Below are 15,175 nucleotides of genomic sequence, written 5' to 3' on the forward strand. Positions count from 1 at the left end.
TTATTTTTTAAGCAACAAATAAGTGGTACTAACTAAAGACAATAATGTAATAAGAGTTGTCAAAGATTGAATTCCAGTACTCCCGGTTCCCCACGTTTTTTGTTTAAGTGGTTTTACATAAATATAATCGTTAGGCTGCAAAAAATAATAAGGTGAATTCATCACATTAATATTCGTTAAATCCAAATCCTTCATCTCGGTTCCATTCGGAGTTTGCCTAATAACAGTTACAGATTTTCTATCCCCAGTTGTGGTTATATCCCCAGCATTGGCAATAGCCTCCATTATATTTACTTTTTCCTGAAACAAAGTTTTGGTCCCCATACTACCAACTTCTCCATTAATAGTATATCGAAAACCAGCTAATTTTACCACTACAAAAATACTGGCATTATCTTTAAAATATTCTGCCAATAATCTTTTTTCAACACTAACACGTACTTCTTCTAAAGTAAATCCCATAACATTCATCTCTCCTAAAACCGGGATTCGAATATTTCCATGATCGTCTACAGTGAAACCATCAAAATACAAACCAGACTCTGATTGATCTGTTTCAGAACCATTCGCAGTCGGATTAAAAATAGTTACTAGTTTTGGATCTGAGGCTTTGATAGTGATACTTAATACATCGTGGGTTTGCAAACGATACGGTTTTGATTCCACCATTACGACTGGTCCTTCATTGGAAGAATTATCCTTTTTTTGCAGATAAACCAAATCCTTTACAGGAATACAGGATGCAAATAACATACCTATAATTAAAAAAATAAGGAGTAAACGTTTGTTCATTCGTGTTAATTTAGTAACAAATATAGTTTTTCAATTAGTATTAAAAAAGCATCATGCTTAATAAACCTTTAATTGTTTTTTAATGATTTTTCAAAAGGCACCCTTTGCAGTATACTTCGCCCTAGAGTAACTTCATCTGCGTATTCCAATTCATCTCCAACAGCAATTCCTCTTGCGATTGTTGAAACCACTATTGGCAAATCTGCTATCTGTTTGTAGATATAAAAATTCGTGGTATCTCCTTCCATTGTTGAGCTCAAAGCAAATATTATCTCTTTGACTTGACCTAACTTGACTTTCTCTACCAACTTAGAAATAGTAAGCTGACTAGGCCCAACTCCATCAATAGGTGAAATTTTGCCTCCTAAAACATGATAGATACCTCTAAATTGCCCCGTATTTTCGATTGCCATCACATCTCGTATATCCTCGACAACACAAATAATCTGATGATTTCTACCTGGATTGGCACAAATCTCACAAACTTCACTATCTGATATATTATGGCAGCTATTGCAATATTTAATTTCCTCACGCATTGTGACTAATGCTTGAGCTAAAAAAGCAGCCTGCTCTTTGGGTTGCTTTAAAATATGCAGAACCAATCGCAAGGCGGTTCTTTTGCCAATTCCTGGCAATTGAGCCATTTCATTAACTGCTTTTTCTATTAGTTTTGAAGAAAATTCCATGAATACAAAAGTAAGCAATTTGACAAACTGCCATTTAGAAAATTGAATCTATTTTAAATACTGTATTTCAGTTTTAAAATAAAGGAAGCCATCTCTTTTTTACACAAAGCAAATACCTAATACTTTCAAAAAATCAAATCGTTTCAGTTAAAATTGTGTATTGATATGGCTTATCCCATATTGAATCGGCATCCCACTTTTTTTTGCGTGGATATAACAGACAGCCGAAAACTAGCGAAGCAAACTCACGAACTAAATAGATCCTAAAACATTAATATTTATTTAATGTCAGCAGAACCAATGTGCAGGCTGCTTCATATTTTATATTATTCAATTCCAGCAATTGATAAAACTCTGGGTTTTCAGTTCCTGGGTTAAACAAAACACGTTTAGGCTTGGCATCAACAATATAATTATAATAATCCCTTTGACGCATTGGATTTATATATAACGAAATGGTATCAATATTTTTAACTGGAATTGCTTTGGTATTTATTTTAATTCCAGCCACTTCTCCAGCATTTTGTCCTAATGCAAGAACTGAATGTCCTTTAGCAACCAACATTTCAACAGCTTTGAATGCAGCCCTGTCTGGTTTTGTTGTAGCTCCAAGAACTAAGGTTTTTTTATTTTTTGTCATTTTAAATCAATATAAGATGCAAAAGTAATCAAAAAGGAGTAAGCACTAACTAAATAGTTGTCACAAACATATTAATAGCCATTAATCAAAGTACCTTTTAACTAATTCTGCAATTAACTCTTTCATTTATTGAAATAAACAATTACATAACTCTTGTTTAAACTTATTTATACATAAATTCGTAATTTTACAATCAAAAAACCAAAACTGGATGGATTTATTTATTTACTTATTTGTTGCTTTATTTTCTGTATTAAATCCAATAGGAACAGTACCAATCTTTGTAGGTCTAACGCAAGGCGACTCCAAACAAGAATGTTCAAGAATTTCATTATGGACTTCCATAAATGTATTTTTAATTCTTATCATTTCGTTTTTTATTGGAAAATATGTTTTGAGTTTTTTTGGCATTAGCATTGATTCCCTGCGAATTGCCGGGGGCCTGATCATTGTGAGCTCAGGCTTCTCCTTACTATCGGGAAAATTTAATAAAAAACGAGGTATCAACAAAAAGATAGAAACCGATGCTCAAAAACGAAATGACATTGCTTTGACACCACTGGCTATTCCAATGCTTGCCGGCCCTGGTTCAATTTCTCTATTAATTGCATTTTACCAAGAACATAATTCCACCAACGAACTTATAATTGCCTCAATAGCCATATTAGCAATTGCGATTGCAATTTTTATTATTCTGAGAAGTGCACATTATCTAGCCCAAATACTTGGCGCATCTGGGATAGTAGCAATTTCAAGAATTGTAGGCTTTATAGTTATTGCAATTGGTATTCAATACATTGTAAGTGCCCTTATCAATATCATCAAAAGTAATTTGATGTAATCCTAAAAATTAGCAATAAAAAAAACAAATTCCAATCGTCGTGAGTAATTGGAATTTGTTTTTTTATTTTAAAAATTCACCTTTTATTCTCTTGGCAAGAAAATTTCCGCCATCATACAGCGGGCACTTCCACCACCGCAAGCTTCAATAGTATCCAAACTTGAACTCAAAATTGTTACATGTTCTTCTAATTGAGCAATTTGTTTTTTAGTCAAACTTTGATGCGCCGAAGCACTCATTACCAAATACCTTCTATCATCAACACCTTTTACTTCAAGCATATTTCCTGCAAAATTATTCACTTGCTCTTCGGTAATCAAAATGATTTCTTTTTCATCACCTTTAAGGCTTTCAAGAACCATTTTTCGCTCTTTTTTATCATCGATACAATCGGCACAAATAACAGCAAAGGTCTCTCCAATACACATCATTACATTAGTGTGATAAATCAGCTTTCGTTCGTTGTTAACAGTATGAAAGGCTTCAAAAATAACAGGTGTAAATTCAAAATCTTCGCAAAACTCAATGAACAACTCTTCATCTGCTCTTGGAGAAAGTGCACAATAGGCCTTCCCATTCTCCCTATCTAAAACTAAACTTCCCGTTCCTTCCAGGAAAAAACCATCTTCTTCGGCAGAAGTATAATCCATAATGTTATCGATTATAAATCCTTTATCTTCCAAAGTATCCAAAATATCTTCACGACGTTCCAGACGACGATTCTCTGCAAACATAGGATATAACGCCACGTCCCCGTTCTCATGAAAAGAAATCCAATTATTTGGAAAGATACTGTCAGGCGTATCCGAACTTTCTTTGTCATCAACCACCGTTACATCGACCCCAACCGAACGAAGTTTTTCAACAAAAACATCAAATTCCTGTTGCGCTTTTGCATTTACTGTTGCTGGCAAAAGACCGTCTAAAACTTTTTGATAATAATTATTAACCGCCGTTTGCTCATTCATACGGAATGCAACAGGCCGAATCATCAAAATGGAGTTTGTTGTTTGTTTCATATTTTTATGGTATTATCATTAAAAGGATCTATTGTCTAAAGTTAAACAATAAAACTCAAAACGAATTGTTAATCTCTAATTAATGGCAAAGTAGAACATCTCAATAACCCTTCTTGCTTTGCAATTTCGGCATATGGAATTTCCTCCACTGTAAACCCATTAGCTCTTAGCCAATTATTTAATCTTGTAAAATTCTTTTCAGAAACAACTACATTTGTGTCTATCGAAAATACATTGGAATTCATATTATACATTTCATCGCGTGTAATATGAAACAAGTTTTCTTTTCCAAAAAGGTTTACTAGAAACATATAATCTGCCTCTTCCCTAAACCCTCTTTTGTAAATAATTCCTTTATCATTTCCTACTGGTTGAAAGCAACAGTCAAGATGCAAAGCATTATCGCGGGCTTCAATTTTTGATTTAACCAAATCAAAATCTTTTACAATTTTATTTGGGAACAATTCTTTTATAAATTTCACACCTTGCCAATTCGTTCTGGCCGTTACATAACTTGCATAATCGCTCCCCTTGTAAGTTCCAACAAAAATATAATCATTCCAAAGCATTACATCACCTCCCTCAATGTGAACTTCAGCGGGAGGACGAACTACTTTTACAGGATTCATTTGATCAATTACATATTGAATGGCATCCAATTCCCGTTCGCGATCCGGCAAAATATTTGATTTAACAAAAGTATCGTCTATTACAAAACCAATATCTCTTGCAAATATCTGATTGTAATTTTCGATCATTTCTGGACGTAAAACAGTTACTCCATATTTTTGAAACACTGAATTAAAAGCCTCCATTTCAACAACCATATCAGCCTCCATTGGGTAGGTATTCGCTAATATATGCTCTAAAGATTTAGGATCATAAGCTTCTTCCGCCTTTGGCGTAGGGCCATTGTTAACAGCAGAACCTAACACCACTAGCCTCAATTTTGAGGTCTCATTTTTTATGTTTAATTCTAGCATTTTTATAACTTTTGCCAAAGATAAAAAAAAAAGCTCCACCGTAAAGTGAAGCCTTAATAATCTATTTAAGATTTATGATTTAACATATTCTCTCAAAGGATACCCAGTATATATCTGTCTTGGTCTTCCTATTGGTTCTTTATTTTCTCTCATTTCTTTCCATTGAGCAATCCAACCTGGCAATCTACCAATTGCAAACAATACTGTAAACATATCAGTAGGAATACCTAAAGCTCTATAAATAATTCCAGAATAAAAATCAACATTAGGGTATAAATTTCTAGATTTGAAATATTCATCTTCCAATGCAGAAACTTCTAATTTTTTAGCGATTTCAAGAATAGGATCATTCACTCCCAAAGTTGCAAGTACTTCATCAGCTGCTTTCTTGATTATTTTTGCTCTTGGATCGAAGTTTTTATAAACTCTATGTCCAAAACCCATCAATCTAAAAGGATCGTTTTTGTCTTTCGCTTTTGCTAAATATTTCTCAGCATCGCCTCCTGTAGCATGAATTTCTTCTAACATTTCTAGGACAGCTTGGTTTGCACCACCATGCAATGGTCCCCATAAAGCAGACACTCCCGCTGAAATAGACGCAAAAAGACCAGCATGTGACGAACCAACCATTCTTACTGTTGAAGTAGAGCAGTTTTGTTCGTGATCCGCATGAAGAATAAATAATTTATCTAATGCGTCAATAACAATTGGATCAGCAGTATATGGCCCGGTAGGCAATTTAAACATCAAATTCATAAAATTCTCAACATACCCAATTGTATTATCATAATAATTCAAAGGATATCCCATACTTTTTCTATAAGTCCAGGTAGCAATAACTAAAAATTTAGCAATAGTTTTACAAACTGCATCATACATGTCTTTTTCGTTATCCGCATCTACAGACTTAGGATTAAAAGCAGTCAAAGCACTTGTCAAAGCAGACAGCACTCCCATAGGGTGAGCTGTTCTTGGAAAACCATCCAAAATAATCTTCATTTCTTCACTCACTAAAGTGAATTTTCGAATGTCATTTTCAAATTGCTCCAATCTTTCTGTGGAAGGCAATTCTCCAAAAATTATTAAATATGAAACTTCTAAAAAATGAGATTTTTCAGCTAATTCCTCAATCGAATACCCTCTATAACGCAAAATTCCAAGTTCACCATCCAAAAAGGTAATCTCACTTTTACAAGAACCAGAATTTTTATACCCTGGATCAAGGGTAATTACGCCTGACATATCTCGTAATTTACTAATATCAACAGCAGCTTCATTCTCACTTCCTACAATTACGGGAAGCTCAAATTTATTACCATCAATTTCTAATATTGCTATTTTTGACATATTTTTTTATGAAATATAATTTAATTTATAATTTACCAAATCTAAGGAATTCCACATTAAATTAAAAACTAATTGAACATTGAATTTGTTAAAAATTCAATAAAAAAGCCATTCATCATAGACGAATGGCTCAATTACTACAATTTCATTACAATTACTTTATTTTGAATGCCTTTTTTCCAGGAAAATATGCAGAATTCCCTAATTCCTCTTCAATTCTTAATAATTGGTTGTATTTTGCCATACGATCAGAACGTGAGGCAGATCCAGTTTTGATTTGACCACAGTTTAATGCAACTGCCAAATCAGCAATTGTATTATCTTCTGTCTCTCCAGAACGGTGAGACATTACAGATGTATAACCCGCATTTTTAGCCATATTAACTGCAGCAATTGTTTCAGTCAAAGTACCAATTTGATTAACTTTTATCAAAATTGAATTTGCAATTCCTTTTTCAATTCCAGTTGACAAACGCTCTACATTAGTTACAAACAAATCATCTCCAACTAATTGAACTTTATTACCAATTTTTTCGGTCAATAATTTCCATCCATCCCAGTCATTTTCATCCATTCCATCCTCAATAGATATAATTGGATATTTAGCAGCTAATTCAGCTAAATAATCTACTTGTTCAGCAGAAGTTCTAATTTTTCCAGTTGCACCTTCAAATTTAGAATAATCGTATTTTCCATCAACATAAAATTCTGACGAAGCACAGTCTAAAGCCACCATAATTTCATCTCCAAAAGAATACCCTGCTTTTTCAACTGCCAATTTGATAGTATCCAAAGCATCTTCAGTTCCACCAGCTAAGTTTGGAGCAAATCCTCCTTCATCACCAACAGCAGTACTCAAACCTCTATCGTGCAATACTTTTTTAAGATTGTGAAAAATCTCAGTACCCATTTGCATAGCATGAGTAAAAGAAGTTGCTTTTACCGGGAAAATCATAAATTCTTGAAATGCGATAGGCGCATCAGAATGTGAACCTCCATTAATGATATTCATCATAGGAACAGGTAGCGTATTTGCAGAGACACCTCCTACATATCTATATAAAGGCAATCCTAATTCATTAGCAGCAGCTTTTGCAACAGCAAGAGAAACTCCAAGAATAGCATTTGCTCCCAAGTTTGCTTTATTTGGTGTACCATCCAAATCAATCATTGCTTGGTCAATCAAGTTTTGTTCAAAAACTGATGTTCCAACTAATTCTTCAGCAATTTTAGTATTTACATTTTCAACAGCTTTTAAGACACCTCTTCCTAAGAAAGATTTTCCTCCGTCACGTAATTCAACTGCTTCGAATTTACCAGTTGATGCTCCTGACGGAACAGCAGCTCTACCTAAAACTCCGTTTTCTGTTACTACATCTACTTCTACTGTAGGATTTCCTCTTGAATCGAAAATTTGTCTTGCGTGAATTTTAACAATAATACTCATTATTCTTATTTTTTATGTTATTAATTTGTATTTTACTCAAAATTAAGTAAAAAAAATCACAAGTCTTTATTCCAAAAACGTTAATGTACTTTTATTTATTAACGATAACGTTTTAGTCTTATACAGATTTGATATTTTCAATAAACTGATCAAAAAGATAAGAAGAATCGTGCGGTCCAGGACTTGCTTCGGGATGATATTGAACAGAAAAACAATTTTTATTTTTCATTCTCATCCCTGCTACAGTTCCATCATTCAAATGCAAATGTGTAATTTCTAAATCTGGGTGATTATCAAGTTCTTCTTTATTTACGGCAAATCCATGATTTTGAGAAGTAATTTCACCTTTACCGGTTATTATGTTTTTCACAGGATGATTAATTCCTCTATGTCCATTGAACATTTTGTATGTTGAAACACCATTTGCCAAAGCAATAACTTGATGCCCTAAACAAATACCAAATAAAGGCTTATCATTTTTAAGAATATCTTTTGCAACTTGTATTGCAGATTCCAAAGGATCAGGATCACCAGGTCCATTGGACAAGAAAAAACCATCTGGATTAAAAGATGCTAATTCTTGATAGGTTGAGTTGTATGGGAAAACTTTAACATAACAATCTCTTTTAGCTAAGTTTCGCAGAATATTTTCCTTTATTCCTAGATCCAAGGCAGCAATTTTATATGTTGCATTTTCATCCCCGTAAAAATAAGGTTCAAGAGTAGATACTTTTGACGCCAGTTCCAATCCTTCCATCTCAGGAACTTCGGCTAACAATACTTTCAACTCTTCAACAGGAGTATCATCAGTACAGATAACTGCATTCATTGCTCCGTTTTCACGTATGTAACTTACTAAAGCACGTGTATCTACATCCGAAATACAAATCAAATTCTGTTTAGCAAAATAATCTTCCAAACTTCCTGATGAGTCAACTCTAGAATAATTAAAACTAAAATTTTTACAAATCAAACCAGCAATTTTTATACTACTAGATTCAACTTCCTTGTCATTCACCCCATAATTTCCAATATGAGCATTTGTAGCAACCATTAATTGACCAAAATAAGAAGGATCTGTAAAAATCTCTTGATATCCTGTCATACCTGTATTAAAACAAACTTCACCAAATGTTTTTCCACTTATTCCAATTGATTTTCCGTGGAATATGGTTCCGTCACTTAATAAAAGAATAGCGCTTTTTCGTGTTGTATATTTCATATGTAATTTAATATTGTGCAAATTTAAATTTTTAAAACAGTGGACGCAACGTTTTTTATGAATAATTCAGTCAATTTAAAACTCAATGACACAGAGTAACAAAATGGCCATAAAATGTTCAAAAAAGACAAAATGAAATATTACAAAACCAAATTACATTAGCACTATTTCTACTTCTACTTCTGAATCAATTAACGAAAACAATAATCAATCCATCAATTTAATTAAAAATCAAAAAAAAAGGATAAACTATAAATAGCTTATCCTTGATTATTATCGAATGATTATTTTCATAATTATTCAGCAGCGTCAGTTGTAGTTTCTGCTTCAGCAATTGGAGCTTCAGTAGCCTCATCTGCTTTTTTAGCTTTTCCACCACGACGGCTTTTTGCTTTTTTAACTTCTTTTTTACCGCCGTTGTAAAGTTCATTGAAATCTACTAATTCGATCATTGCCATATCAGCATTATCTCCTAAACGATTTCCAACTTTAATGATACGAGTGTATCCTCCTGGACGATCACCTACTTTAGCTGCAACATCCCTGAACAAGTCAGTTACTGCATATTTACTACGTAAGTAAGCAAAAACGATACGACGATTGTGAGTAGTATCAGATTTTGATTTTGTTATAAGCGGCTCAACGAATTGTTTAAGCGCTTTAGCTTTAGCAACAGTAGTGTTAATACGTTTGTGCTCAATAAGAGAACAAGCCATATTTGCTAACATAGAACTTCTATGTGCAGTCTGTCTGCTTAAGTGATTGAATTTTTTTCCGTGTCTCATTGCTTTATGAAATTTAATCCCGCAAGCGGGATTAGATTATTCTTTATCTAGTTTGTATTTTGCTAAATCCATACCGAAGGTTAAATTCTTAATTGCAACTAGTTCATCTAGCTCAGTTAAAGATTTTTTACCAAAATTACGGAATTTCATTAGGTCATTTTTATTGAACGATACTAAATCACCAAGTGTATCAACTTCAGCCGCTTTCAAGCAATTTAATGCTCTAACAGAAAGATCCATGTCAACAAGCTTAGTTTTAAGCAATTGTCTCATGTGCAATGACTCTTCATCATAAGATTCTGTTTGTGCAATTTCGTCAGCCTCTAGTGTAATTCTTTCATCAGAAAACAACATGAAATGGTGAATCAAAACTTTTGCAGCTTCAGTAAGAGCGTCTTTTGGATTTATTGATCCGTCAGTTTTTATTTCAAAAACCAATTTCTCATAATCCGTTTTTTGCTCTACACGGAAGTTTTCAATTGCATACTTCACATTTTTTACAGGAGTAAAAATTGAATCAGTAAAAATAGTTCCTATTGCAGCATTCTGTTTTTTGTTCTCCTCAGCAGGAACATATCCTCTACCTTTTTCGATAGTTAAATCGAAATTCAGTTTAATTTTACTATCTAAATTACAGATAACAAGTTCTGGATTCAAAACTTGGAAACCTGAAATAAATTTTTGAAAATCACCAGCTGTTAATTGATCTTTACCAGAAACAGAAATAGTAACTGATTCATTATCTATATCTTCAATTTGACGTTTGAAACGCACTTGTTTAAGATTAAGAATAATTTCGGTAACGTCCTCAACAACTCCTGAAATAGTAGAAAACTCATGATCTACACCTTCTATACGAACAGATGTAATTGCATAACCTTCTAATGCTGAAAGCAAAACTCTTCTAAGTGCATTACCAACAGTCAATCCGTAACCAGGTTCTAAAGGTCTAAACTCAAATTTACCTTCAAAATCGGTTGAATCGATCATGATAACTTTATCGGGCTTCTGAAAATTAAATATTGCCATAAATTTCGACTAAGTCAATTATTATTTGTTGTACAACTCTACGATTAATTGTTCTTTAATGTTTTCTGGAATTTGAAGTCTAGCAGGAACACTTACAAATGTACCTTGTTTAGTTTCATTATTCCAAGTAATCCACTCATAAACATGACTTGAATTAGATAAAGAACGTTCGATAGCCTCTAAAGATTTAGATTTTTCACGAACACCTACTACATCACCTGGTTTCAAGTGGTAAGAAGGAATGTTAACATTTTCTCCATTAACAGTAATGTGACGATGAGAAACGATTTGACGAGCACCTCTTCTAGAAGGAGCAATACCCATTCTAAAAACAACATTGTCTAATCTAGCTTCGCATAATTGTAACAATACTTCACCAGTTACACCTTTGGTAGCTGATGCTTTTTCGAATAAATTTCTGAATTGTTTTTCTAAAATCCCATAAGAATATTTAGCTTTTTGCTTTTCCATTAACTGAACAGCATACTCAGATTTTTTTCCTCTTTTTTTTGCCATCCCGTGTTGTCCAGGAGGGTAATTTCTTTTTTCGAAAGCTTTATCGTCTCCGAAAATTGCCTCGCCAAATTTACGAGCGATTCTTGTACTAGGACCAGTATATCTTGCCATTTTAAATTGTTTAAGATTGAGATTATGAATTCAGGTCTTATCCTTCGATAATCTATGTTCAATCTAGGTTATACTATAATTACTTTTGAGTATTAAACTCTACGTCTTTTTGGAGGACGACATCCATTGTGCGGCATTGGAGTAACATCGATAATCTCTGTAACTTCAATTCCACCGTTATGTAAAGAACGGATAGCAGACTCACGTCCGTTTCCTGGTCCTTTAACATAAACCTTTACTTTTTTAAGTCCAGCCTCAAGAGCTACTTTACTACAATCTTCTGCTGCCATTTGAGCTGCGTATGGAGTGTTCTTTTTAGAACCTCTAAAACCCATTTTACCAGCTGAAGACCAAGAAATAACTTCACCTTTTTTGTTAGTCAAAGAAATAATGATGTTATTGAAGGTAGCAGAAATATGAGCCTCACCCGTTGATTCAACGATAACTTTACGTTTTTTTGCAGTTGCTTTAGCCATATTACTTATTATTTAGTTGCTTTTTTCTTGTTAGCAACAGTTTTTCTTTTACCTTTTCTAGTTCTAGAGTTGTTTTTAGTTCTTTGTCCTCTTAATGGAAGACCAGATCTGTGACGGATACCTCTATAACAACCAATATCCATTAAACGTTTGATGTTTAAAGAAACTTCAGAACGTAATTCTCCTTCAATTTTGAATGTTCCAACAGCTTCACGAATTGCTCCGATCTCGTCATCATTCCAATCTTGAACTTTTTTATCTTGGCTAACTTGAGCTTTTTCTAAAATCTCAATTGCTCTACTTCTTCCTAATCCGAAGATATAGGTTAGTGCTATAACACCTCTCTTATTTTTTGGGATATCTACCCCTGCTATTCTTGCCATAATTATCCTTGTCTTTGTTTAAATCTAGGATTCTTTTTGTTTATTACGTACAATCTCCCTTTTCTACGCACAATTTTGCACTCGGGACTTCTCTTTTTTACTGATGCTCTAACTTTCATAGTGAATATCCTTTAATATCTATAAGTAATTCTTGCTTTTGACAAATCATAAGGACTCATTTCTAGTTTCACTTTATCACCAGGTAATAATTTGATGTAATGCATACGCATTTTTCCAGAAATATGAGCAATTACAATATGTCCATTTTCTAACTCTACACGGAACATTGCATTAGACAATGCCTCAATGATTGATCCGTCTTGTTCTATTGCTGATTGTTTTGCCATAAGTTAAGCTACTGCTTTTCTATTTTTACCACTTTTCATCAAACCATCATAATGTTTATTCAACAAGTATGAATTAATCTGCTGAATAGTATCTATTGCAACTCCAACCATAATTATCAATGAAGTCCCTCCAAAAAACATAGCCCAAGATTGTTGAACATCCATAAGACTTACAACAATGGCTGGGAACACAGCTATCAAAGCAAGAAATAAAGATCCTGGAAAAGTTATTAAAGACATCACTTTATCAAGATAATCTGAAGTCTCAACACCCGGCCTAATACCTGGTATAAAACCACCACTTCTCTTTAAATCATCAGACATCTTATTAGTAGGAACTGTAATTGCTGTATAAAAGAAAGTAAATACAACTATTAATGTTGCAAAAACTAAATTATACCAAAAACCGAACATATTACTAAAAGCACCAACAACAGACTGAGAAGCATCTGACTTAGACAAACCAGCAACAGCCGCAGGAATAAACATAATCGCTTGTGCAAATATAATAGGCATTACACCTGCTGCATTAAGCTTCAATGGAATCCATTGTCTATTACCACCCATCATATCTTGTTCGAAATCACCAGATGTTGTACGACGGGCATACTGTACTGGAATTTTTCTAATTGCCATTACAAGTAATACACAAGATATAATCACAAGTAACCAGATAATGATTTCAACAACCAATAACATTGGTCCACCATTATTGTTAGTTACTCTAGTTGTAAATTCTTGAATAAAAGCTTGTGGCAACCTAGCCAAAATACCAACCATTATCAAAAGGGAAATTCCATTTCCAATTCCTTTATCAGTTATTTTTTCTCCCAACCACATGGCGAAAATTGTACCAGTAACTAAGATTACAACTGAAGAAAATAAAAATTCAAAAGAGTTAAACCCCAAAATAAAAGCTGAACTAGGTAAAGTTCTGTAAAGATTGTAGATATAAGTTGGCCCTTGTACTAAAGTTATAACGATAGTTAACCAACGGGTAATTTGATTGATTTTCTTTCTACCACTCTCTCCATCACTCTGAAGTTTTTGCAAATAAGGAATTGCAATTCCCATAAGTTGCACAACAATAGATGCAGAAATATAAGGCATAATTCCCAAAGCAAAAACTGAAGCTTTCGAAAATGCACCTCCGGTAAACATGTCTAGAATAGATCCTAATCCATTTTTAGTTTGCCCAGCTAATCCAGTTAATTGAGTTGCGTCAATTCCGGGAAGTGTAACATGGGCACCAAAACGATAAACAAGAAGTAGACCTAAAGTAATTAAAATTCTATTTTTTAGTTCTTCTATTTTCCAAACATTACTTATTGATTCAATAAATTTCTTCATCTTAATTGTAATATTACATGGTTACAGCTTCTCCACCAGCAGCTTCGATAGCAGCTTTTGCAGTAGCAGTAAATTTGTGAGCAGTTACTTTTAATTTTGCTTTCAATTCTCCTCTACCTAAAATCTTAACGATTTCATTTTTGGTAGCAAGACGATTAGCTACATAAACTGTCATATCAACAGTATCTGTAATTACTCCATTATCAACTAATAATTGAAGAGTATCAAGATTAACACCTTCGTATTCTTTACGATTGATGTTAGTGAAACCAAACTTAGGTACACGTCTTTGAAGTGGCATTTGCCCTCCTTCAAAACCAATCTTTTTAGAATAACCAGAACGAGATTTTGCTCCTTTGTGTCCTCTTGCAGAGGTACCACCTTTACCAGAACCTTCACCTCTACCTAATCTTTTGTTTTGATTGTGTGTAGAACCCTCAGCAGGTTGTAAGTTACTTAAATTCATAACAGTATTTGTTATTTAGCTTCTTCAACAGAAACTAAGTGTTTAACTTTATTTATCATCCCAAGGATAGCAGGATTTGAATCATGCTCTACAACTTGTCCCATTTTACGTAGGCCTAAAGCTTCCAAACCTCTTTTTTGAGTAAGAGGACAGTTGATTTTGCTTCGAACTTGTTTTACTAATAATTTAGCCATAATTTCCTTGAATTAACCTTTAAAAACTTTTTCTAAAGAAACACCTCTCTGTTTTGCAACAGTGTAAGCGCTTCTCATTTGTAATAAAGCATCAAAAGTTGCTTTCACTACGTTGTGAGGATTTGAAGATCCTTGTGATTTTGACAATACATCATGAATTCCTACTGATTCAAGAACTGAACGAACAGCTCCACCAGCAATAACTCCTGTACCATGAGAGGCAGGAATTAAAAATACACGTGCACCACCAAATTTACCTTTTTGTTCGTGAGGAACTGATTGTCCGTTCAAAGGAATTTTCACAAGATTTTTCTTTGCATCTTCTACTGCTTTCGCAATTGCTTCAGAAACGTCTTTAGATTTTCCTAATCCATGACCTACAACTCCATTTTCATCACCTACAACTACAATAGCAGAAAAACCAAAAGCTCTACCTCCTTTTGTAACCTTAGTAACACGATTTACACTCACCAAACGATCTTTTAATTCAAGACCACTTGGTTTTACTAACTCTATATTCTTGTATTTATTAGACATA

20 protein-coding genes are annotated in these 15,175 nt (G+C 33.5%); 1 reads left to right on the forward strand and 19 read right to left on the reverse strand.

Annotation, left to right across the window (positions count from 1 at the left end):
• The 3 genes from DOS84_RS15410 to DOS84_RS15420 all read right to left on the reverse strand — a co-directional run bounded on the left by DOS84_RS15410 (position 1) and on the right by DOS84_RS15420 (position 2,121).
• Entirely contained in the window at positions 1-792 is a 792-nt protein-coding gene (locus DOS84_RS15410) for a polysaccharide biosynthesis/export family protein (protein WP_111411013.1), read from the reverse strand.
• Positions 793-860: 68 nt separating this feature from the next.
• Positions 861-1,481: a recombination mediator RecR gene (gene recR / locus DOS84_RS15415; protein WP_111411014.1), complete on the reverse strand. Its 621-nt coding sequence runs from the start codon at positions 1,479-1,481 to the stop codon at positions 861-863.
• Between the two features lie 271 nt (positions 1,482-1,752).
• Positions 1,753-2,121: a CoA-binding protein gene (locus DOS84_RS15420; protein ID WP_111411015.1), complete on the reverse strand. Its 369-nt coding sequence runs from the start codon at positions 2,119-2,121 to the stop codon at positions 1,753-1,755.
• Between the two features lie 211 nt (positions 2,122-2,332).
• Between DOS84_RS15420 and DOS84_RS15425 the strand changes: the two genes are divergently transcribed.
• Positions 2,333-2,962 carry a MarC family NAAT transporter gene (locus DOS84_RS15425; protein WP_111411016.1) on the forward strand — a complete coding sequence of 210 codons (630 nt, stop codon included), beginning with the start codon at positions 2,333-2,335 and terminating at the stop codon, positions 2,960-2,962.
• An 83-nt stretch (positions 2,963-3,045) separates the two neighbouring features.
• On the opposite strand, the gene ctlX is transcribed toward DOS84_RS15425, so the two are convergent.
• From ctlX to rpsE, 16 genes are all read right to left on the reverse strand, one after another.
• A complete protein-coding gene (gene ctlX / locus DOS84_RS15430) occupies positions 3,046-3,981 on the reverse strand; it encodes a citrulline utilization hydrolase CtlX (RefSeq protein WP_111411017.1) in 936 nt (311 codons plus the stop codon).
• A 68-nt stretch (positions 3,982-4,049) separates the two neighbouring features.
• Positions 4,050-4,964 (reverse strand): dimethylarginine dimethylaminohydrolase family protein, encoded by a 915-nt coding sequence (locus tag DOS84_RS15435; protein WP_111411073.1) that lies wholly within the window; start codon positions 4,962-4,964, stop codon positions 4,050-4,052.
• A 72-nt stretch (positions 4,965-5,036) separates the two neighbouring features.
• Positions 5,037-6,311 (reverse strand): citrate synthase, encoded by a 1,275-nt coding sequence (locus tag DOS84_RS15440; RefSeq protein ID WP_111411018.1) that lies wholly within the window; start codon positions 6,309-6,311, stop codon positions 5,037-5,039.
• 154 nt (positions 6,312-6,465) lie between these two features.
• Positions 6,466-7,758, reverse strand: coding sequence for a phosphopyruvate hydratase (gene eno, locus DOS84_RS15445; RefSeq protein WP_111411019.1), 1,293 nt, complete (start codon positions 7,756-7,758; stop codon positions 6,466-6,468).
• 118 nt (positions 7,759-7,876) lie between these two features.
• Positions 7,877-8,980: a glutamine-hydrolyzing carbamoyl-phosphate synthase small subunit gene (gene carA, locus DOS84_RS15450; protein ID WP_111411020.1), complete on the reverse strand. Its 1,104-nt coding sequence runs from the start codon at positions 8,978-8,980 to the stop codon at positions 7,877-7,879.
• A gap of 296 nt (positions 8,981-9,276) precedes the next feature.
• Positions 9,277-9,765 carry a 50S ribosomal protein L17 gene (gene rplQ / locus DOS84_RS15455; RefSeq protein ID WP_111411021.1) on the reverse strand — a complete coding sequence of 163 codons (489 nt, stop codon included), beginning with the start codon at positions 9,763-9,765 and terminating at the stop codon, positions 9,277-9,279.
• 36 nt (positions 9,766-9,801) lie between these two features.
• Positions 9,802-10,794, reverse strand: coding sequence for a DNA-directed RNA polymerase subunit alpha (locus DOS84_RS15460; protein WP_035637337.1), 993 nt, complete (start codon positions 10,792-10,794; stop codon positions 9,802-9,804).
• A 21-nt stretch (positions 10,795-10,815) separates the two neighbouring features.
• Positions 10,816-11,421, reverse strand: coding sequence for a 30S ribosomal protein S4 (rpsD, locus tag DOS84_RS15465; RefSeq protein ID WP_111411022.1), 606 nt, complete (start codon positions 11,419-11,421; stop codon positions 10,816-10,818).
• 92 nt (positions 11,422-11,513) lie between these two features.
• Positions 11,514-11,897: a 30S ribosomal protein S11 gene (gene rpsK, locus DOS84_RS15470; protein ID WP_024981527.1), complete on the reverse strand. Its 384-nt coding sequence runs from the start codon at positions 11,895-11,897 to the stop codon at positions 11,514-11,516.
• An 8-nt stretch (positions 11,898-11,905) separates the two neighbouring features.
• Positions 11,906-12,280, reverse strand: a complete 375-nt coding sequence (rpsM, locus tag DOS84_RS15475) for a 30S ribosomal protein S13 (RefSeq protein ID WP_100433334.1) — start codon at positions 12,278-12,280, stop codon at positions 11,906-11,908.
• A gap of 2 nt (positions 12,281-12,282) precedes the next feature.
• A complete protein-coding gene (gene ykgO / locus DOS84_RS15480) occupies positions 12,283-12,399 on the reverse strand; it encodes a type B 50S ribosomal protein L36 (protein ID WP_008992256.1) in 117 nt (38 codons plus the stop codon).
• Between the two features lie 12 nt (positions 12,400-12,411).
• A complete protein-coding gene (gene infA / locus DOS84_RS15485) occupies positions 12,412-12,627 on the reverse strand; it encodes a translation initiation factor IF-1 (protein WP_007136545.1) in 216 nt (71 codons plus the stop codon).
• 3 nt (positions 12,628-12,630) lie between these two features.
• Positions 12,631-13,977: a preprotein translocase subunit SecY gene (gene secY / locus DOS84_RS15490; protein ID WP_111411023.1), complete on the reverse strand. Its 1,347-nt coding sequence runs from the start codon at positions 13,975-13,977 to the stop codon at positions 12,631-12,633.
• Between the two features lie 13 nt (positions 13,978-13,990).
• Positions 13,991-14,443: a 50S ribosomal protein L15 gene (rplO, locus tag DOS84_RS15495; RefSeq protein ID WP_077377743.1), complete on the reverse strand. Its 453-nt coding sequence runs from the start codon at positions 14,441-14,443 to the stop codon at positions 13,991-13,993.
• 11 nt (positions 14,444-14,454) lie between these two features.
• Positions 14,455-14,637, reverse strand: coding sequence for a 50S ribosomal protein L30 (gene rpmD / locus DOS84_RS15500; RefSeq protein WP_026706255.1), 183 nt, complete (start codon positions 14,635-14,637; stop codon positions 14,455-14,457).
• Positions 14,638-14,649: 12 nt separating this feature from the next.
• Entirely contained in the window at positions 14,650-15,174 is a 525-nt protein-coding gene (gene rpsE / locus DOS84_RS15505) for a 30S ribosomal protein S5 (RefSeq protein ID WP_100433331.1), read from the reverse strand.
• Position 15,175: the final 1 nt, after the last annotated feature.

Source organism: Flavobacterium aquariorum, assembly GCF_003254745.1.
GTDB lineage: Bacteria > Bacteroidota > Bacteroidia > Flavobacteriales > Flavobacteriaceae > Flavobacterium > Flavobacterium aquariorum.